The sequence below is a fragment of the Flavipsychrobacter stenotrophus genome, assembly GCF_002954265.1.
Taxonomy (GTDB): Bacteria; Bacteroidota; Bacteroidia; order Chitinophagales; family Chitinophagaceae; genus Flavipsychrobacter; species Flavipsychrobacter stenotrophus.
Window position 1 is genome coordinate 292,904 of record NZ_PPSL01000003.1, and the last position, 19,906, is coordinate 312,809.

The following is a 19,906-nucleotide window of genomic DNA, read 5'->3' on the forward strand; positions in this document are numbered from 1 at the left end:
AGCTATATTTTGATGAAAAAGTTAATTCTTCTGTTTGTTGCGGCTGGCGCGGGTTTCACAGCAATGGCACAGGTACGTGGCGGAGATAATTTCTACGCTGCCAAGTGTGTTGTAGATCTGAATTTCCCTGTAGGTGTACTCATGCAGTCTCCTACCAACTCCATGGATGCTAATTTCCTGAATGCAATAAATACCAATTTTGGTAAGGTTAAAATGAGCACAGGTACATCGTATGGTGTTGATGCAAATTTTGGCTACTTTGTTGGACATAGGCGCAGGTTTGGTATTGGTGCAGGTATTATGTACCAGTCTCAGTCATCAAATGCGACTATAGATAATTATCATGTTGAATATCAGGCGACTGATAGCAAGGATAACATCTACAGGCAGTTGGTAACGGCAACTCATCCAATAAAGGAAGAATTGACGATCACTAACATCAATATACCGGTTGTCCTTAAGTTCAAGCAAAGATTGAATACTCGTATTGGTATTTCGGTTGACGCAGGCATTTTGTACAATGTGCAGATTCAGAACAAGTGGAAAACAGATGCTGAGTTTAATTACGAAGCTATCTATCAGTTCTCTCGTAACGCAGCCGGACAGACTGTTACAGTTTATGATAACGCATCTGTACCTAATGTAAACGACTGGTTGATCACTAAGGATCAGTATACTAAGCACAACAGCATAGGCACTATTCCGGGTGTATTTGATAGTCTTCGTGCACGTGGTTACAACGTTGCTTTGGGTGTTAAGCCAACTAATAAATCTGGTACAGTTAATTATACTACCGGTTCTATTGGTTTCATACTGCGTCCTACAGTTAATGTGCGTATGACTAACCGTATTCACCTGAACCTCGGTGCATATGCTACATACCAGACATTCAAGAATACTACTGCAAGTAACTATCGCCTGGTAGATAACATGGGCACTACTTACAGTTCTATGTTGAACACTGTTTCTTCAACTGATAACATGTCTTTCGGTCTTAATCTTGGCGTACGCTACTTCCTGGGTACACCAAAAGATGCACAGTTCGACGGTAAGTTTGATAACTAATCATTAGTTACATATAATTGAGAGGCTACCCATGGGTAGCCTCTTTTATTTGTAGTAGCCTCGGGGAATCCGGTCTGTTGGGATATATAATTGAGTGTAGGGATGTTTAATTTTCTTTGGTAAGCTATTAAAAGTTTATTTTTGCCACATTGGTATGCGAATAGGTGTAAATACAAGGTTATTATTAAAGGGTAAGCTCGAGGGAATTGGCTGGTTTACGTTCCAGACATTACAGAAGATCGTGTTGGGTCATCCGGAACATGAATTTGTTTTCTTCTTTGACCGAGAGTACGATCAATCTTTCATTTTTGCATCTAATGTTACTCCTGTTGTAGTACATCCGCAGGCCAGGCATCCTATCTTATTTTATCTTTGGTTCGAGTGGAGCATCCCGATGATGCTGAGGAAACATAAGATCGATCTTTTTCTTTCACCTGATAGTTACTTGTCATTAAGTACTAAGGTACCAACGTGCCTGGTAATACATGATCTGGCGTTTGAACATTATCCGGAACACTATGTGCTGAGCCATAGGTTGTACTGGACGCACTATTCTCCATTGTTTGCAAAGAAGGCTAAGCGAATTGCCACGGTTTCTGCATTTTCTAAGGATGATATAAGCAAGCGATACGGCATAAGCAAGGATAATATAGACGTGGTGTATAACGGGGCTCATGATGAATACCGGCCATTGACCTTTGAAGAGAAGACAGCCGTAAAGGCTCAATATGCCGATGGGTGTGAGTATTTTGTTTTTGCAGGCGCCATTCATCCGCGCAAGAATATAGTCAATCTGCTTAAGGCATTTGTAATGTTTAAGAAGCACCAGCGTACTAATATGAAGCTGGTGATCGTGGGCCGGCCGGCGTGGAAGTATGATGAAGTTGAGGAGTTGAAGAATACCATGCCCTATAAGGAAGACGTGAAGTGGGTAGGGTATATGAATATTGATGAGCTGTCGAGGGTTATGGGTGGTGCCTATGCACTGGTATATGCGTCTTTGTTCGAAGGATTTGGCATTCCTATATTGGAGGCCATGCAATGCGATGTGCCCGGCATAGTGAGCAATACTTCTTCAATGCCGGAAGTAGCGGGTGATGCGGCACTATTGGTCGATCCTACAGATCCTGCAGACATAGCTGAAAAGATGCACATACTGTATAAGGATGAGGCACTCAGAGCTAAATTGATAGCTAACGCGAGAGTGCAAGTGCAGAAATTCAGCTGGGAAGCCTCGGCGGACAAGTTATGGAAATGTATGATGAAATGTGTAGATAAGCAATAAGTGCATTGCGGGTGTCTATGGTCGCTCGATAATAGTAATAGAAAAGCCGGAAGAACTTTCTTCCGGCTTTTCTATTATCAGATCTTCAGGTGAGTATTATCTTAGTAGCGTTACATTACCACGCATGTTTTTGATCTTGCCGGTTAGTGATGATACAGCCTGTATGTCGTAGACATATACGCCAAACGGTTGTGGTTCTCCTTTATAAGTGCCATCCCAGCCGCTACCGATCGTCTTTGTTTCGAACACCATTACTCCCCAACGGTTGAAAATACGGAAGTAGTTGAGTTTAGCAACACCATCAAGCATTATCTTAAATTCGTTGTTAGCACCAGTGCCAGGGGTAAAGGCGTTAGGAATACCATAGACGTTATCATCATTAACATGGAAGTTAATAGAGTCTTTGGCAACACAACCGTTTTCTGTGACCGCTGTAACTACATACATCGTACTCACATCAGGCGTAGCCGTAGGGTCTGACACTAACGGATTATCTAAACCTTCCGGAGGGAACCAGGTGAAAGTGGAGCCATTGGTTATTGGTGAGATATGATAAGATTCGCCGGGGTACAGTGTTACTGAGTCTCCGCTGTTGAGGCTTACCAGTGCCGCAGGGAATACGGTTACTGAGGCAAAGGCTGTATCGGTACAATTATACATATTGGTAGCAATGACCTGGTAGTCTATGTCTGATACAGGGTGAGCTGTAGTAACGAGACCTGTAGTAGCACTCAGGAACGAAGTAGGTAGCCAGCGAACCGTTGATAGCGGATTGTCGACAGAAGAGTGATATACGATTGTGCCGTGCGGGCAGATAGATGTATCGGTAGGAGTAACAGATACAGAAGGTTTTGGGTTAACTACCACCTGTATAGAATCTATTGGACTTACACAGCCATCAACTGTCTGGTTAAGGAAATAGAAATAAACACCCGGCACATTGGTAGGAGGTATAGGTGGCGTAGATGTGCCAACCCCACCTGCACTGCTAGGGAACCATAACACATTTGATGCATTAACTGCCTGTAAAGGCGGCGCATAGTCGAACTGGCAGAAAGTAAGCCAGGTGATCCATGGGGCTAGTGGTGTCTGTTTAATGATCACTGTGGTTGAACCTGTATTAGTACAACCTCCGGCATCGCTTGTGGTCACATAATATACGCCCGAATATTCTATAATTGCCGGGAAGCGGGTGGGCGTAGCCCCTAATAGTGGTGTTGATATGTAAGGCCCTGTCCAGACAAAAGTATTGCTGGGTACGGATGACGCAAAGAGTTTAAGTGTATCTCCCGAGCAGACCGGACTATTGCTGGTTACGGTTAGAGATGGTGTTGTAGTTATAATTACATTGGTGGTTACAGATGCTGAGCAAGTGCCCATGTATGCGGTAACGGTGTACAGACCTCCTGCTGATGCCGGTGTATTGGTCATTCCCGTATTCTGTGAGGTGGATGTAAAACCTCCGGGGCCTGTCCACAAATAAGTAGATACGCTGTCATCAGTAGCGAAAAGTCGTAACGTATCTCCCTCGCATATAGCAGAGTTGTTGGTAGCTACAGGGACGGACGGTGTGGAAAGGATATTTACGTTAAAGCTAACAGTGTCTGAGCTACAGTTATTAAGTATCTCATAAACAGTGTATATACCGGTTGCGGCGGTTGTTACGCTTAGAATAGATGGGTTTTGAACTAATGATGTAAATCCATTAGGCCCCGTCCAGTGGAATACGCCCACGTAGGGTGTAAACGTAGCAGTAAGATTAAGCAACTGTCCGGCGCATATAGGGGCATTACTACCCACTATAGGGTTGTATGGTGTTTGCTTAATAAGCACATTGGTGGCCACACTATCCTTACACAAGCCAAGTGTAACGGTAACAGTGTAGTTGCCCGACATATTCGTCTGCGCGTTCAAAATAGTAGGGTTTTGCATGGTAGAAGTGAACAATGCAGGGCCGTGCCAGTAATAGGTTACTGTGCTGGTGTCAGTTGCGTACAGGTGAAGTACGCTATCTGAACAAATTGGTCCATTGTTCCATGCTAGCGGCGCACCAGGCATAGGGTCTACCACGAAATTATTATAAGCAACAGTGGTGCTGCAGCTACCGTTGGTTGCATATACAGAGTACAGCCCTGATGCGGCGGTAGTAGCATTAGGTATGGTTGGGTGTGTGATTGTAGAGGTGAAGCCATTAGGCCCGCTCCAATGGTATACTGCCCCGGGCGTAAGGGTTGCCGGATCTATTTGCAGATCTATGGTTCCACCCGCGCAAATACGCGTTTGCGGGAGGACATATGGTATGGTAGGCATTGTACTGACTACTACATTCAAAGTATTGGTTGCCGAGCAAGCTCCACTGGTTGCCGTAAGCGTATAAATACCTGAATTGGTGGCGGTGACAGCTGTGAACGTTGGGTTTTGCGTCGTAGAGCTTAATCCACCCGGGCCGCTCCAGGCCCATGTTACACCGCTGAGGGTATCTGTAGCAAACAGTTGTAAATTATCACCACTACAAAGAGGGCCGTTGCTGCTTAGAATAGGTACGGTAACGTGTATGACGTGAACATGTGTGGAAGCTGTATCGGTACAGCCATCAAGTGTTGCTATAACTGTATAGAACCCGGTGTCTACTTCGGAGGCTGGGGCGATTGTAGGGTTTTGAAGTACAGAGGTAAAAACGTTAGGTCCGCTCCAGCTGAACGTTTGCCCCGTAGTGGTAGGGCCGCTGGTAAGGCTGATAGTGCCACCAACGCAAACAGGAGAATTGCTGCCGGCTGTAATTACCGGGTTTAGTTTTATTGAGAAATGCGTTGATTCTGTATCAGGTACACCACCGTAGGTCTTGATGACAAAGTAGTCGCCAGAGTCGAGGTAGCTGACATTGGGTCTGATGGGGTTTTGCATTGTGCTGGTAAAGCCATTAGGGCCATACCATGAATAGGTAGCGCCTGTAGAATCGCCAAGCGCAGTAAGTTTGAGTGTATCTCCCTGGCAAACAGGACCATTATTTAATGGGGTAAGACAATCATTCACAATAATAGAAACCCTCTTTATGCTTTGCGTGCTTACAACGGCACCTGTACTGGCGCTAAAGCCAAAATAACCTGTAATGCTTAATGGGTAAGGAGTTACGGTAGAAATAGACGGAACAGCGCCGTAATTGAGGTAGACTCTTATGTTGCCCAGGAAGTAAGTAACTTTTACGTGATGCCAGTTACCATCTGTAATGAAGTTCTGATTGGTAAGAACTGGTGCTAATTGGCCAGTTGCAGAGCCTTCTGTGTAGCTGGCGGTTGAACCGTTATAGCCAAGCAGGGTAATCAGTGGATTATCTGCACCTGCGGCGCTGTTGTTGTTGTACGTGTCAAAGATCAATACCATCCCGTTGGGGTTGGCTGGAAGGCCAATTGAAGAACCGGTAGAAGCTGTAGAAGGAGTAGTGGTCAAAAACCAGAAAGCCAGTCCATCTGCAACACCGCCACCGCTGGAAACTACTTTAAAATCGAACTCGGCAACCCATTGGCACCAGCCAGTCATATTTATGGCTGTATTGTAGTAACAATAGGATGCTGTACCTGTGGTGGTGTTGGTGAGGCGCATAGTACTATCAACTACAGCAGCCGGCCCGGCAGGAGAGCTGCCAAAGTTCCAGCCGGTGGTAACCAGCGGATATCCCGACAGCGAAATGTTGATCTGGCTAAAGCCCGAAAATGAGCTGATAACAAGAAATATGAGTAAAAATATTTTTTTCATTTTTGTATATATTATTGCCGATAAGGGATCAAGGTTTCATATCTCGTAAAAATAATGAACATTAGTGGTATTTTCTAGTATATAGCACAAAAACTACATTAGTTAAAAAACGCAACAATGCCTGTTTAACAAGGGTTATATCAATAATTAATAAAAATAAATTTATTTAATAGAAATTATTCTACATTAAATAATGCCAAATGCAGCCGCAAAGCCCACAGATGAGACTATTTCATTTATAGACAGCAGATTATGTGGAAAGGATGGGTATAACTGGTTTTAAGACCAGAGCATGACATTATTCATTCCAATCGCTCTTTCTCTGGCTCTTTTTGATGGATTCTTTTTTCTTGCTATCCAGCCTTTTTTCTTTTGCGGCTCTAGATGGTTTGGACGGTTTCCTCTTCTTTGGTTCAATAAGGCTGGCGGCTACCAGCTCTTCCATTTTTTGCTGGGCAATGGTCTTGTTTTCCAGCTGAGATCTGGTCTCGCTGCTTTTTACCCGCAGGTAGCCATCTTTATTGATACGCCTGTAGAGTTTTGCGGCAATGCGTTCTTTTTCCTGGTCTGTAAATAACACAGACTTGCTTACCAGCCACCACACCTCGGCCATAGTTTCTACCTTGTTTACATTCTGGCCACCACTGCCACCGCTACGGGCTGTTTTGAAAAATATTTCAGTGCTAAGGTCTTTCACACTGCAAAGGTAAATATATGCGGGTAGATTCATTATTTTTATCACTTCATCTATGTCATCTTCTGCTAACATTTACCAACAGGTTATTATCAAATCAATAAAGCAGGAAACTGCGGGTGTAAAAACATTTACACTCAGTTATGCAAATGGCGGGAACATACCCTATGTGGCAGGGCAGTTCATAACATTAGTATTTCAACATCACAACAAAGAAGAAAGACGTTCGTATTCTATATCCTCTTCTCCTGCGCTGCGTGAGCCATTGTCGTTCACTGTTAAGCGATTGGACAATGGTGCCTATTCCCGCTTGTTGCATGATAAGGCAGAAGTTGGGGATGTGCTCCTGACAACGGACGTTGCCGGACTGTTTACATTGCCGCTGAAAATAAATGTTGCTGCGCAATACTTCTTCTTTGCCGCTGGTATTGGCATTACACCTATCATCTCGCTGATCAAAACGCTGCTGATACAGAAGCCGGATATTGAAGCTGTCTTGGTATATAGTAACCGCACGGCAGACGATGTGGTATTCTTTAATGAACTGAACGAACTTGCGGCCAGGAATGGCGGCAAATTCAGGATAGAGTACCTGTACAGCACAGCATTCAATCTTTCGAGAGCAAGGCTGAATAAGGCTTTGGTGCGGCAGTTGCTCAATGAATACGGTAAGGTGGAGCGTGAAAATATGTACTGTTATGTATGTGGCCCATTTGATTATATGCGTATGGTCATCTACGCGCTGGAGGAAAGCCGTGTAAAAGATGAACAGATAAGAAAAGAGAATTTTAACGTGAATGAGCGACCTGCTATGATAGTTGAGCCGCCTGACAAAGGCCAGCATAGGGTGACGATCATTCATAACAATTCATCTCTGACCATCAATTGCCAATACCCTGATACGATACTAAAAGCAGCAAAGAAGAGTGGTATTGCATTGCCATATAGCTGCGAAACAGGGCGGTGTGGAAGCTGCGCTGCGCGCTGCATTGAAGGAAATGTATGGCATTCTTATAATGAGGTGCTGATGGATATGGACCTGCGGCATGGCAGTATCCTTACCTGCACAGGCTATCCTGTTGGCGGAGATATTACAATAGAAGTTTAGTGCTGTTCTACACCCGTCTTGGTCATATCTACTGTGTGCCATTGGTTGCCTACCTGAAACAATAGCAGGTAACCAGAAGCCGGCTTCTTAAGCATTAGCTCATACATGTGCCCGGGGTCCTTCATGTTGATTGTATAGTCGCTATTGCTGTAGCCGTGGCCACCCTGCATGGCATACCACCACCACGTTCCCCATTGATTGAGCGTAACCTGTATGGTACTGTCATTGAGTACGGTGACATGTGCCCCATCATCGGGGGTGAGCATATTGTAGGCCATCGCATCATACACCTGTCCTTTTATCTTTTCAGCAGGAAGCAGATCATCATGCATCATTCTAAATTCGCTTTCCTGCTCTGCACCTATCATTGCCGCGCCCTGCATATTCTGTGGCAGGTTGAGCAATACAATGGTCTTGTCTGAAGTGTATGGAAAGCTATGCAATAATGAACTGATCACACGTTCAGACTTCATCCAATACCGCGATAATTGTATGGCAATTCTAAGGTTGATCAATGCATATACAGCAACAATGCCAATGCGGATAGCTGATAAGGATATATAACTAACAAGCAGTGCCAGCAGCATATACACAAATGCATTAGCAAAGTAAGTGTAGCGGTCGTAAATGATGAGCATGATGTCGCCAAACCAAAGCGGGACAAGCAATGCAAGGGTTATCAACAACCACATAAATAACAAACTTGCAACGCGCCCCTTGCCTTGCATAGAGCGGAAACGCAATACGATAAATGAACACAGAATGATGACAAGTGCATAGAATGCAATGACACCAGGAGTCGAGTCTAACCAACCATAAACGATATGCTTATTGGTGTTGGAAAAGAAGCGGCCCATGAGCAACGTGTGAAACAAATGCTTGGCGGGCTTGCCCAGGCCCTCTTGCAGCGCAGTACTCACAGCACCCTTCCCTATATGGGCTACCCATGTGCCATAGTACATTCTGAAGAGGCACAAGTGAAGCACGAATAACAACGCTTGTGGCAGAGTAATGAACTTTAGAACTTTAGTAAAAGCCTGTTTGCGGAAGGCATCATTGAGTCTGTAAAAAATACCCATGCAAAGCACCAACCATGGCGTGATATAGAAGATCTCCAGCGAGAATGTAGATAGTAGGAACGTGATCCCTGCAAGCCATGCATACCTTTTCTTTTCTGTGTGAATGTAACTATGTGTCCAGTTGAGAATAAGCAGGATCAAAAGCATCCCCTGCAGGTAATGGAATGAAGGCTCCCAAACAATTACTTCAGCAGCATAAGGACTAATGCAAAAGAGTAAGGTGCCTGCAAGGGTAATGACAGATGCACTTGCTACGCCTGAGTCTTTCAATAGCCTAACACAAACTCTGTAGAGCAGGCTGCAATTAGCAGCATGCAGTGTTATGAACAGTAAGTGCCACGGCCAGGGGTGCGTGCCTGCTATCTGGTGGAATAACCATGTATTGAGCTGCGTAAATTGATAAAGACTCTGCACCTGGAAGTGGGTTCTATTAAGATTGTCCCAGAATCCGTACTTCAAAGTCTGGTTTAGCCAGCCGGTATAATCTGCTACAAATCCGGCCTTAGCAGCCGGGAAGTACAGCACAAACAGCACTACCCACACGGCACCGAAAACCAGGTCGGTACTGATGGGTTTGGATAGTTGTTGTCTGAATTTTTGTAGTTGCACTATAGTAATGGATGTGGGGCAAATATAAACACTCGGAAGAGAATTGAGCAATTGTTTCGCAAGCGTGGCACCATCATTCTTTGAGTCGAAGCGAGATGATTTGATGAGTGTTCTATTTCACTTTCGCTTCCAATGTTTTCCCTTGTCCCGCCGAAGGGTACATCACCAGGTATTTGTGGGCAGTTTGTTTCAGCTTTACGTCGTAATAAGTCCACCCTGCTACCAGATCAAGTGTATAGTCGTCGTCCTGGTAATGTCCCGCAGTTTTCATGTTGCGCACCAGGGCTCCCATTTTACTATTCAGGGGCACGCGTACTGTATTGGCGTTAATAAAGTACGGCTGCGTGTCCGGGGTATTCGCTTCCGGCATGGCCAGATTAATAATGGTCATATTGCCATTATGAATAGTTGCTAAAGGTGCTTTATCGTTACTGCCCAGTATGGTACCACGTAGAATAATTGCCGCAAAACTAAAGTAAATGATCAGTCCTGTAACGTCTACCAATGTAGCCACAAATGGTGCGGAAGATGTTGCAGGATCAAGACCAAGGCGCTTCAGTATCATAGGTATCATAGAGCCGCTAAGCGTTCCCCAAAGTACTATGCCTACCAATGATAAGGAAACAGTAAGTGCAGTAAGATACCAGTAGTTGCCTGTGCCGGGTGCGCCCCATGCGCCTTTTATGCCGTAGTTGCTCCAGTGTAGTTGCTGCCATATGGCTATGCGGATAAATCCGATAACACCCAGTATAAGCCCAAGGGTAAGCCCGGACATGATCTCGCGGCGCATAACGTACCACCACTTGCGGGTAGTAAATTCATTGAGCGCCATAGCACGGATGATTAGCGTTGCCGCCTGTGATCCGCTGTTACCACCACTGGAAATAATCAATGGTACGAACAGAGATAATACTATAGCCGCATCCAGCTCGTCCTGGAAGTGCCCCATGGCTGTAGCAGTAAGCATCTCACTGAGGAACAGGATGATGAGCCACACGGCACGCTTGCGGATAAGGGTAAAGAATGGTGTTTTTACATACGGCAGGTCTAACGATTCGAGACCACCGAACTGCTGCATGTCTTTAGTGTCCTTTTCTTCGGCCACGTCCATTACATCATCAATGGTTACCACACCCATCACAATGTTATTACTGTTGGTAACGGGTATGGCCACACGGTCGTACTCCTTAAACTTCTGGATGGCATTGTCTATACTATCCTGTATATCCAGCTTCACATAAAAGCCATCCATAATGTCGGCAATGGTCTTAGAGCCTTCATTCAATACCAGTCTGCGGATAGGGATCTCATCTATGAGTTTACCATCATTATCTACAACAAAGATCACGTTGGCGGCAGGGGTATCTGTGTAGAAGCGGCGTATGTGTTCACGCGCCTGGCCTATGGTCCACTCCTTACGCACTGTGGTGAATTTGGTATTGATCAGCCTGGCCACACTCTTTTCGGGGTAACCAAGAAGATCGTAAGTAGCCAGTCGATTCTTGTCATCCAACAGGTTCAGGTACTCAGTAACCTCTATGCCGTCCAGTTCGTCAAAAAACGAGACCCGGTCGTTGGACGTAAGATTATTAAGGAGATTAGAGATCTGCGGGCGCGGCATGTCTTCGGTCACATCGCGCTGCAGTACATGGTTAAGGTGCGGGAATATCTTTATTTCTACATCTTCGGGAAGGGCAAGAAAGGTATGAACGGCATAGTCATGCGGGAGGGTCTCTAAGATCTTAGATACCTCAGCAGCGTAATCCTCGTCCTTGCTGTGTGCCAGCAGGTCGCTGAAATCGCCCTCCAGAATTTTCTCCCTCAGGTCCTGAACCAGCATTATCAGCTATCATTTTATTGATTTGAAAACAGATATTTCCTCTTGCGACAGCCCTCTAGGTGGGCATTCTCCTGAGCGAGTGCAAAATTACCGTTATTTCTGTAGGATGGAAATTTTATTTGTGTGAAGGTTTGGTGCTGCACTAGGTACAATCATTTATTTCATTTTTTGTAATTTTGAATCACATACATGAAATATGAATTACAAAATCTCATTCAAGGAAAGGGCGGTACTGGCAAAGGAGATCTTATCCAACAAATCGCCGCTAACCTTAGAACAGGCAAAGGAGCAGGTACAGGAAATGAAAAAGAAGAGTACACAAAACAACAAGAAGAAAAGAGCCTGATCGCTTATATTGATGAAAAAGCGCTTTGGTATACAGGAATTATTAGTGAATATACCCAGATAGGCGAGGGCGCAGAGCAAAAGGTCTACTACGATGCACGAAAAGGGACTGTTATAAAAACAAACGACTCGATTTTCTACAAATACTGGGAAGATTATTTTCACAGCCTTATTGTACATAACTATTTATTTAGCGATACAGCCTACAAGTTTTTAGGCTTCAGATTGGTTGACGAAAACTTATTTGCTGTTGTAGAGCAATCGCATATTATTAAGACTGAAGATGTTGATCTGAATGATGTGCAGGATTTTCTTGAAACTAATGGTTTCAGGAACACCAGAAGAAACGATTACTATAACGATGACTTAGGTATTATTCTAGAAGATCTTCATGATGAAAACGTAATTAGTTCCTCCAACATGCTATTCTTTGTGGATACAGTATTTTATCTTACTGATAAATTTTACGAATAGTAGGTCACTTCTCAGCCCAACATCCCTTCCAACATTTCCTTTTTGATCATCACAAACACTTTTCTCCCACCTGGGGTGTACTCTGGTTGGGTGCAGGCGAAGAGTTCGTCTATCAATGCGCGCTGGCCTTCGGCCTGCATAATGGCGTGTTTGTTGCGGCTGAGGCGGCGGGCCATATGGGCGAGCAGCAGTTCGGTGCGCTTGCTCACAGCATCCGGGGCTTCGTGTTTCAGGTGTTCTATTACCTCATCTATCACATTCTTTTCCTCTCCGGTAGGCATGCCGCTTGGAAGGCCTTGCACTACAAAGGTGTGCTGACCAAATGGTGCAATATCAAACCCTATACGGGCAAGATCGGGGAGTACCTCATTGAGTAAAAGTGCATCTTGCGGTGGCAGTTCGTAAGACGAAGGGAACAATACCTGCTGCGATGGCGCGGCCTGATCATTCCACTGTTCCAGAAGTCGCTCGTACCAAATGCGTTCCTGTGCTCTGCGAATGTGTATCAACATCAATCCGCTTTTTACAGTTGTTACCAGCATATCGCCATGTACCAGCAGCATATTACTGGTGTCCTCAGCTTCGTTGTTGCCGGCATACATGCTGCCTTGAGATGGAATAGTGTGTGATTGTTGTTCGCCGGGAGCGGAAGGCATGGGTGTCTGCGCTATTTCGTACAGGCTCTTCCATGCCTTTAAACTGTCTTTGCGCTCTACCACATGGGCCTGGTGGCTGTCCGTAAATACATTATATAAATAGCCCTTCTGGGTTTCTTCTCTCTTAATTTCAGTTGCAGGTATCTGTACCGCAGACATCTGCTGTATCTCGGAGTTCAATGAGAAGTCGAGCGACGGAGCAATATTATACCTGGCCAATGCATGCTTTACGGCAGCATTGAGGTAGGCATACATCATCTGGTCGTCTTCAAACTTTACTTCCTGCTTGGTAGGGTGTACGTTCACATCTACACGGGCAGGATCGACTTCAAGGAACAATACATAGAATGGGAAAGATTCTTTTTCTATCAAGCCTTCATAAGCCTTTACTACCGCATGGTGCAGGTATGCATTGCGTATAAACCGGTTGTTGATGAAGAAGAACTGCATGCCACGGGTGCGGGTAGCAGCATCAGGCTTGCCTATAAAGCCTTGTATGTTTAGTAGTTCGGTATTTTCTTCTACGGGGACCAACTTCTTTTCGTAAGTATTGCCCAGCAGACCTACTACACGTTGTTTGAGGCTGCCAATGGTAAGGTGAAACTGTTCTGTGCCATTATTGATCAAACGGAAACCTATGCCGGGGTAGGCCAGTGCCACACGGGTAAACTCATCGAGTATATGGCGGAATTCCGTGGAAGGACTCTTCAAAAAATGCCTGCGGGCAGGTACATTGAAGAACAGGTTCTTTACGCTTATGTTCGTACCCACATTCATGGCACAGGCTTCCTGCAGCTTTACTTCTGTGCCCTCTATCAATATACGGCTTCCCACTTCACTGCCCGCTTGTCTGGTCTTCAGTTCAACCTGCGTTACCGCCGCTATTGATGCCAGCGCCTCGCCTCTGAAACCCATTGTGCGGATCTTGAACAGATCATCTATGCTGCGGATCTTGGAGGTGGCATGGCGCTCAAAGCTCATGCGGGCATCGGTAGGGCTCATACCCTTGCCGTTATCAATAACTTGTATCAGTTCCTTACCCGAATCTTTGATGATCAGCTGTATCTCCGTTGCACCTGCATCTATGGCATTCTCCAGCAATTCCTTCACTGCCGATGCCGGGCGCTGTATCACCTCACCCGCTGCTATCTGGTTGGCTATATGATCTGATAATAACTGGATAATATCCGGCACGGTACTACTGATTTTTTGTGGCGCAAAGGTAAGAATTATTAATGGCTGAATGGCGTGATGAAGCAATGGCCCTGTGTAAGTTTAGATGAGGGTGAAATTGGCAAACACCTTACTTCAAACTCTTAAACACCGTTTCCTCAATGGTCATACCTTTTTCCAGGTATATGGTTTGTATGCCAAGTTCTTTGGCGGTGGCTATATGTTGGGGGCTGTCGTCAATGAACAGCGTATGCTCGGGTTTGAAGCTGCATTCCTCCAGTATCCTTTCAAATATCTCTCTGTTGGGCTTGCGCATGCCTACGCGGTGAGAGAAGTACACGCGATCGAAGAATACCCCTATGTTAGGTATACCCCTGTCGCTCATCAGTATTTTATTGAAGCTTTCTTCGTGTATCTCGTTGGTGTTACTTAGCAAGACGAGGTCGTAGTACAGCCTTAATTGCTGCAATAACTGCAACCGTCTTACAGGGAAATCCAGCAACATAGCATTCCATGCATGGAGGATCTGTTCTCGGGTTAGGAGCACTGATGATATTTTTTGCAGGGCTTCCACAAATTCATCTGTGCCTATTTTGCCAATTTCCAGGTGGTCAAAAAGTTCAGTTTGCCCCAGTTGTGCGTACAGTTCACCAAAATTGGTAATGCCGGCATCAACAAAAACCTGTTCGGTAAGGTTATAGTCAATATTGAGCAATACCCCGCCCAGGTCGAAAATGATGTGTTTGATGCCCTTGATCACGGTAATAGTTGGTTATTTTATATTCTGCTGACGCCTTGTGTCTACAGATGAGCTGTTGTTTTCATGAATGCTTCCAGCTTTTCGCCGGTTCCTTCACTTACAGGTACAAGCGGCAGTCGCAGCACGTTTTCACAAATGCCTGCTTTGCTAAGCGCGAACTTTACACCAGCCGGATTACCTTCAAGAAATAACAAGTCTATTCCGGTCAATAGTTTATAGTGTATTTTCCTTGCCCTGTCAAACTTATTGATCATGGTAAGGTTTACCATTTCTGTAAAGTCTGCCGCGCAGCAGTTAGCTACTACCGATATAACACCATCCATACCCAGTGCCATTTGCGCCAGTACAAGATTGTCGTCTCCTGAGAGAATGAGGAAATGTTCGGGTGCATTTTGTATCAGTTCCATGCACTGCACCATATTGCCCGATGCCTCTTTAATGCCAATGATGTTCTTACATTCATTAGCCAGACGGATAACAGTTGCCGGCAACATATTAGCGCCGGCACGGCCCGGAACATTATATAGAATAATAGGCTTGTTAGTAGCGTTGGCAATAGCCTTAAAGTGCTGGAAAATACCTTCTTGTGTAGGTTTATTGTAATAAGGAACTACGCTGAGTATAGCGGCTACATTGCGCAGGTCGGCTGTTTCCAGCTGGTTAATTATTTCCTGTGTATTGCTGCCGCCTATGCCGCAAACCACGGGTACACGGTCATCGGCATACCTGATAATAGCAGCCAGTATTTCTTGTTTTTCAGCTGTCGAGAGCGTTGGCGTTTCCGCCGTAGTGCCCAGGGCAACCAGAAAATCAACCCCCCCTTTAATGACACTGTTCACAAGATTTTCCAATGCTGGAAAGTCTACACTCCCATCTTTCTGGAATGGCGTTACCAATGCAACCCCTGTTCCCTTGAGTTTTTTAGTCATTTTACGATGTTTTTAAGATAGGGTGCAGAGTAGCTGCGGGTTATTATACTTCGTCAAAGAAGCCCATTTTCGAGAACTTTTCTATCCTGCCGTTGATCCTTTCGTCAGGTGTAAGTTTCGAGAGCTCATTGATCGATTCAATAAGGTATTCTTTAAGTGTTTCTGCCATCAGTTCCGGGTTGGCATGCGCGCCACCCAGTGGTTCAGGCACTACATCATCTACAAGGCCGAAACCGCTCATGTCTATAGATGTAAGTTTCAGTTGTTCTGCTGCTTTTTCTTTGAAATTCCAGCTGCGCCAGAGTATCGAAGAGCAAGATTCAGGTGAGATAACGGTATACCACGTGTTTTCCAGCATGGTCACTTTATCACCTACACCTATACCCAACGCACCGCCCGATGCACCTTCGCCAATGATGATGCAGATAACGGGCACCTTCATATTCACCATCTCAAACAGATTGCGGGCAATAGCTTCTGCCTGTCCGCGCTCTTCTGCTTCAAGACCGGGAAATGCACCCGGGGTATCTATAAAAGTAATGATGGGGCGGTTGAATTTTTCAGCCAGCTTCATCAGTCTGAGTGCCTTGCGGTAGCCTTCGGGGTTAGCCATACCAAAATTGCGCATCTGCCTCATCTTGGTATTGATACCTTTCTGCTGGCCCATTACCATTACGGGGTGTCCGTTAAGCTCAGCCATGCCGGCTACCATTGCTTTATCATCCTTCACCTGGCGATCGCCATAAAGCTCAGTGAAGTTGGTAAATATCTTCTCTATATAATATAAAGTATAAGGCCTTTCTGGGTGGCGACTTACCTGTACACGCTGCCATGGTGTAAGGTTGCTATATATATCAGTACGGGCCTTCTCTACAGCCGTCTCCATTTCCTTGATACTACCGGAAACATCTACCTGGTTCTTAACAGAAAGTTCTTTTAGCTTACTTATCTGAGTATATAGGTCTTCAATTGGCTTTTCGAAATCAAGGAATTGCATAAATAAATATTAGTAGTGCAAAAGTAAAGGTTTCTTGGGAACGTTGATGAAATTAACTACACTAAGTTAGGCAGTTATTTTTCTTTTATGCCAGGTGCAAAATTTGAGAACGGCGTAGCCCCAATTGAGGCCAAAATTCATTGACCGCTCAATAATAGTAGACTATTTATCCCTAAAGCATTTGGGATTGTAACGCAGCAGGAATGATAAAGAGCAACTTAATGGGTGTAATTAATTTTATTATCGTTCCCCTATAAAGGTGTGAATAGTATTATTTACTATAATTTAGAATAGAGATATTTTGCTGAGTTATAAATGCAATAAAATAGAACCTGCTTCATCTGCCTGACTGTTAAGCGGGCTTGCTACATTAACTTTGCCTTACAAATATAGAATATGAAGAAACTATTATTACTATGTACAGCTACTTTGGCATTGCAATCTATTAGCTATGCACAACAATTGTATACCCGTATTGGCTTGGGTTATGCAATACCACAGGCGGGGCAAACTATGGATGGTACTGCAACTCCCTATAATGGATCAGCGGTAAATTCATCTCCGGCAGGCAACACAACGTATAGTTTGAAAAATATGTCTTTTGGGGCTGGTGTTCATGGCGATCTGGGATTCGGGTACATGTTCAATAAACATGTTGGTATTGATGTGTCGCTCGATTTCCTTCTTTCTGCCAAACAATATACAGGTACAATAGGCAATGTATTGGTAGATAGTGTGCCATCTAACGTTAACATGAACCAAAAGGGAAAATGTACTTTATTTATCCCTGCATTGGTGTTACAGTCTGATGGGGAGAAGATGAATCTTTATACAAGAGTAGGTATCGCGTTGCCTTTGCGTAGCCGAGTTACGTGGGATGAGGTGTACGTAAACCTACCGGGAACAGGAGCGACAGAAGTTGTTGACTTTACCTGGGAAATTAAAAACAAACTATCGTTGGGGTTGACCGCAGCTGTAGGCGCAAAATTCGCGGTAAATAATAAAATGAAATTTTGGTGTGAAATGGGCTTCCTCTCTTTTGCTCCATATGCCAAAGAGGCTAATCTTACAGAGGTAAGTGTAAACGGGCAAGGAGGCTATTTAAACCAGATATCTTCGGCCCAGCGGGTGATTACGTATAGCACCGCGTTTACCGGCAGAACAAATGACTTTTTTCACCAACCGGCCTATTCGCAGCCATTCAGTAACTTTTCTATTAATGCAGGTCTGAGTTTCGATCTCCAAAATAATGGCAGGGGCAGGCAGAGAGGCAAGAATGATGTGAAGTCGAGAAGAAGATAGAATTGCAGATTTTCCGACAAAGCAGAGGGCGCTGATAATTTTATCAGCGCCCTCTTATATTTTAATTATTTTCTATCTTATCGTAGTCTGTCCATTGATTTTACCAGCTTGTCATCTTTGCGAATACCGGCCATAGCCAGTATGATAAATATAAATGCAACAACCGGAAGCGCGGCACCTATCCAATAAGTACCATCTATAGCATTAGCCGGAACGAGGTTACCCACTTTTGCCAACATCATACTCAAGAATGTAGTAATGCTCAACAGAGATACCCCGCACATAGCCATTTGTTGCTTGCGCTTACGGAACATGAATATAGCAACAAGGGGCAGCAGAGTGATAACTATAGCTACAAGAAATGCCGGAAAAAAAGTATTCAGCCTGAGCTCATGCCATACTGTATCGCCGGCCTCGTGCCACCTGTAAAAAGGGACGATGAACAATAGCGCATTGAGCAAAGCGGCAATGAATAAAAACAGAGATTGTTTACGTTGTATCATATACAATGATTGAAATAAGTTAAGTGGATTAGCTGATCATGTCTTTGCCGAAGTAAGGTTGTAGCGCCGTAGGTATTTTTATACCCTCAGCTGTCTGGTTATTCTCTAAAAGACATGCCATGATACGTGGCAAGGCCAGTGAGCTGCCATTTAAAGTATGCACCAACTGTGTTTTGCCATCAGCGCCCTTATAACGGATCTTCATACGGTTGGCCTGGAATACTTCAAAGTTAGATACAGAACTCACTTCCAGCCAGCGTTCCTGCGCGGCACTATATACCTCAAAATCGTACGTAAGTGCAGAAGTAAAGCTCATATCGCCACCACAAAGACGGAGAATGCGATAAGGCAATTCCAGGCTTTGCAGCAATTTTTCAACGTGATTTACCATGCCTTCCAGCAGGTCATAGCTTTCGTTAGGGCGCGATAGCTGCACTATCTCCACTTTGTCAAACTGGTGTACACGGTTCAGTCCGCGTACATCCTTACCATAAGAACCAGCTTCGCGGCGGAAGCACGGAGAATAGGCGGTCATCTTTACCGGTAATTCAGTTTCCGGAATGATAACATCGCGGTATATATTGGTAATAGGCACTTCGGCGGTTGGTATCAGATAGAAACCGTCTTCAGTACAATGGTACATCTGTCCTTCCTTATCGGGCAGCTGGCCTGTACCGTAGGCAGTGGCGGTATTCACCATAAATGGAGGGCAATATTCCTTGTACCCTGCATCCATGTTGAAGTTCAGAAAATAGTTGATCAGTGCACGTTGTAATCTTGCACCCTGGCCCATAAATACAGGAAAGCCGCTGCCGGTTATTTTATTACCCAATTCAAAATCTATCAGCTTGTACTTGTCGGCCAGCTCCCAGTGAGGCATGTTGTTGCTACCCAGTGATGGCATATCACCACCGCTGCGTACTACTTCATTTTCTTCGGGTGTTTTACCGGCAGGCACGCTGCTATGCGGCAGATTAGGCAGGCGTACCAATGTATCGTTCAGTTCATTTTCAAGATCAGCAAGATCCTGTGCTATCTGCTTTGTTCTTTCTTTATTGGCGGTTACCTGTGCTTTTAATACGTCTGCCTGATCTTTTTCACCTTTCACCATGTGCTGACTTATAGCTTTTGCGGCCGAATTAGCAGCAGCTGCATTGGAGTCATTTTCTACCTGCAAGGCTCTACGGCGTTCATCGAGGTTGATAATGGTATCAACAAGGTCCATCTCCTTAAAGTTCTTCTTCTTCAGGCCTTCAAGTACCAGTTCTTTATTTTGTCTAAACAGTTGTATAGGTAACATATATTGGTATAATTGAGCGCAAAGATAATGAATG

At 44.7% G+C, this 19,906-nt stretch carries 15 protein-coding genes; 5 read left to right on the forward strand and 10 right to left on the reverse strand.

The window, feature by feature from the left end; genetic code table 11:
- Positions 1-12 precede the first annotated feature (12 nt).
- Together CJD36_RS11250 and CJD36_RS11255 are read left to right on the forward strand one after the other, a co-directional pair.
- Positions 13-1,065 carry a hypothetical protein gene (locus CJD36_RS11250; RefSeq protein WP_105039272.1) on the forward strand — a complete coding sequence of 351 codons (1,053 nt, stop codon included), beginning with the start codon at positions 13-15 and terminating at the stop codon, positions 1,063-1,065.
- A gap of 154 nt (positions 1,066-1,219) precedes the next feature.
- Entirely contained in the window at positions 1,220-2,350 is a 1,131-nt protein-coding gene (locus CJD36_RS11255) for a glycosyltransferase family 4 protein (protein ID WP_105039273.1), read from the forward strand.
- A 96-nt stretch (positions 2,351-2,446) separates the two neighbouring features.
- Here the strand turns inward: CJD36_RS11255 and CJD36_RS11260 are convergent, their stop codons facing one another.
- Together CJD36_RS11260 and arfB are read right to left on the reverse strand one after the other, a co-directional pair.
- Positions 2,447-6,103 carry a T9SS type B sorting domain-containing protein gene (locus CJD36_RS11260; RefSeq protein ID WP_105039274.1) on the reverse strand — a complete coding sequence of 1,219 codons (3,657 nt, stop codon included), beginning with the start codon at positions 6,101-6,103 and terminating at the stop codon, positions 2,447-2,449.
- A gap of 298 nt (positions 6,104-6,401) precedes the next feature.
- Entirely contained in the window at positions 6,402-6,872 is a 471-nt protein-coding gene (arfB, locus tag CJD36_RS11265) for an alternative ribosome rescue aminoacyl-tRNA hydrolase ArfB (RefSeq protein WP_240609339.1), read from the reverse strand.
- Between arfB and CJD36_RS11270 the strand changes: the two genes are divergently transcribed.
- Positions 6,853-7,905, forward strand: coding sequence for an iron-sulfur cluster-binding domain-containing protein (locus tag CJD36_RS11270; protein WP_105039276.1), 1,053 nt, complete (start codon positions 6,853-6,855; stop codon positions 7,903-7,905). The two genes, arfB and CJD36_RS11270, sit on opposite strands and share 20 nt — an antisense overlap.
- Here the strand turns inward: CJD36_RS11270 and CJD36_RS11275 are convergent.
- Both CJD36_RS11275 and mgtE read right to left on the reverse strand, forming a co-directional pair.
- On the reverse strand, positions 7,902-9,593 hold the full coding sequence (locus CJD36_RS11275; protein ID WP_105039277.1) for a hypothetical protein: 1,692 nt from the start codon (positions 9,591-9,593) through the stop codon (positions 7,902-7,904). The two genes, CJD36_RS11270 and CJD36_RS11275, sit on opposite strands and share 4 nt — an antisense overlap.
- Before the next feature lie 112 nt (positions 9,594-9,705).
- Positions 9,706-11,433, reverse strand: coding sequence for a magnesium transporter (mgtE, locus tag CJD36_RS11280; protein ID WP_105039278.1), 1,728 nt, complete (start codon positions 11,431-11,433; stop codon positions 9,706-9,708).
- Positions 11,434-11,622: 189 nt separating this feature from the next.
- On the opposite strand from mgtE, the gene CJD36_RS23245 reads away from it, so the two are divergent.
- Positions 11,623-12,252 (forward strand): putative polyvalent protein kinase domain-containing protein, encoded by a 630-nt coding sequence (locus tag CJD36_RS23245; RefSeq protein ID WP_161499283.1) that lies wholly within the window; start codon positions 11,623-11,625, stop codon positions 12,250-12,252.
- Positions 12,253-12,263: 11 nt separating this feature from the next.
- Here the strand turns inward: CJD36_RS23245 and mutL are convergent, their stop codons facing one another.
- The 4 genes from mutL to CJD36_RS11305 all read right to left on the reverse strand — a co-directional run bounded on the left by mutL (position 12,264) and on the right by CJD36_RS11305 (position 16,767).
- A complete protein-coding gene (gene mutL / locus CJD36_RS11290) occupies positions 12,264-14,102 on the reverse strand; it encodes a DNA mismatch repair endonuclease MutL (RefSeq protein ID WP_105039280.1) in 1,839 nt (612 codons plus the stop codon).
- Between the two features lie 109 nt (positions 14,103-14,211).
- Positions 14,212-14,841: an HAD family hydrolase gene (locus CJD36_RS11295; protein WP_161499284.1), complete on the reverse strand. Its 630-nt coding sequence runs from the start codon at positions 14,839-14,841 to the stop codon at positions 14,212-14,214.
- A 41-nt stretch (positions 14,842-14,882) separates the two neighbouring features.
- Entirely contained in the window at positions 14,883-15,770 is an 888-nt protein-coding gene (dapA, locus tag CJD36_RS11300; protein ID WP_105039282.1) for a 4-hydroxy-tetrahydrodipicolinate synthase, read from the reverse strand.
- A gap of 43 nt (positions 15,771-15,813) precedes the next feature.
- Complete coding sequence (locus CJD36_RS11305) at positions 15,814-16,767, reverse strand: acetyl-CoA carboxylase carboxyltransferase subunit alpha (RefSeq protein ID WP_105039283.1); 954 nt, start codon at positions 16,765-16,767, stop codon at positions 15,814-15,816.
- Between the two features lie 396 nt (positions 16,768-17,163).
- Between CJD36_RS11305 and CJD36_RS11310 the strand changes: the two genes are divergently transcribed.
- Positions 17,164-18,069, forward strand: a complete 906-nt coding sequence (locus CJD36_RS11310) for an outer membrane beta-barrel protein (RefSeq protein WP_105039284.1) — start codon at positions 17,164-17,166, stop codon at positions 18,067-18,069.
- A gap of 77 nt (positions 18,070-18,146) precedes the next feature.
- On the opposite strand, the gene CJD36_RS11315 is transcribed toward CJD36_RS11310, so the two are convergent.
- Entirely contained in the window at positions 18,147-18,572 is a 426-nt protein-coding gene (locus CJD36_RS11315) for a DUF4293 domain-containing protein (protein WP_105039285.1), read from the reverse strand.
- A gap of 28 nt (positions 18,573-18,600) precedes the next feature.
- A complete protein-coding gene (serS, locus tag CJD36_RS11320) occupies positions 18,601-19,872 on the reverse strand; it encodes a serine--tRNA ligase (protein ID WP_105039286.1) in 1,272 nt (423 codons plus the stop codon).
- Positions 19,873-19,906: the final 34 nt, after the last annotated feature.

Coding starts and splice junctions, on each gene's coding strand:
- mgtE (WP_105039278.1), bottom strand. CDS start 11,433: ATGCTGGTTCAGGACCTGAGGGAGAAAATTCTGGAGGGCGATTTCAGC.
- CJD36_RS11250 (WP_105039272.1), top strand. CDS start 13: ATGAAAAAGTTAATTCTTCTGTTTGTTGCGGCTGGCGCGGGTTTCACA.
- arfB (WP_240609339.1), bottom strand. CDS start 6,872: ATGTTAGCAGAAGATGACATAGATGAAGTGATAAAAATAATGAATCTA.
- CJD36_RS23245 (WP_161499283.1), top strand. CDS start 11,623: ATGAAATATGAATTACAAAATCTCATTCAAGGAAAGGGCGGTACTGGC.
- CJD36_RS11305 (WP_105039283.1), bottom strand. CDS start 16,767: ATGCAATTCCTTGATTTCGAAAAGCCAATTGAAGACCTATATACTCAG.
- CJD36_RS11310 (WP_105039284.1), top strand. CDS start 17,164: ATGAAGAAACTATTATTACTATGTACAGCTACTTTGGCATTGCAATCT.
- CJD36_RS11255 (WP_105039273.1), top strand. CDS start 1,220: ATGCGAATAGGTGTAAATACAAGGTTATTATTAAAGGGTAAGCTCGAG.
- CJD36_RS11260 (WP_105039274.1), bottom strand. CDS start 6,103: ATGAAAAAAATATTTTTACTCATATTTCTTGTTATCAGCTCATTTTCG.
- CJD36_RS11270 (WP_105039276.1), top strand. CDS start 6,853: ATGTCATCTTCTGCTAACATTTACCAACAGGTTATTATCAAATCAATA.
- serS (WP_105039286.1), bottom strand. CDS start 19,872: ATGTTACCTATACAACTGTTTAGACAAAATAAAGAACTGGTACTTGAA.
- CJD36_RS11315 (WP_105039285.1), bottom strand. CDS start 18,572: ATGATACAACGTAAACAATCTCTGTTTTTATTCATTGCCGCTTTGCTC.
- dapA (WP_105039282.1), bottom strand. CDS start 15,770: ATGACTAAAAAACTCAAGGGAACAGGGGTTGCATTGGTAACGCCATTC.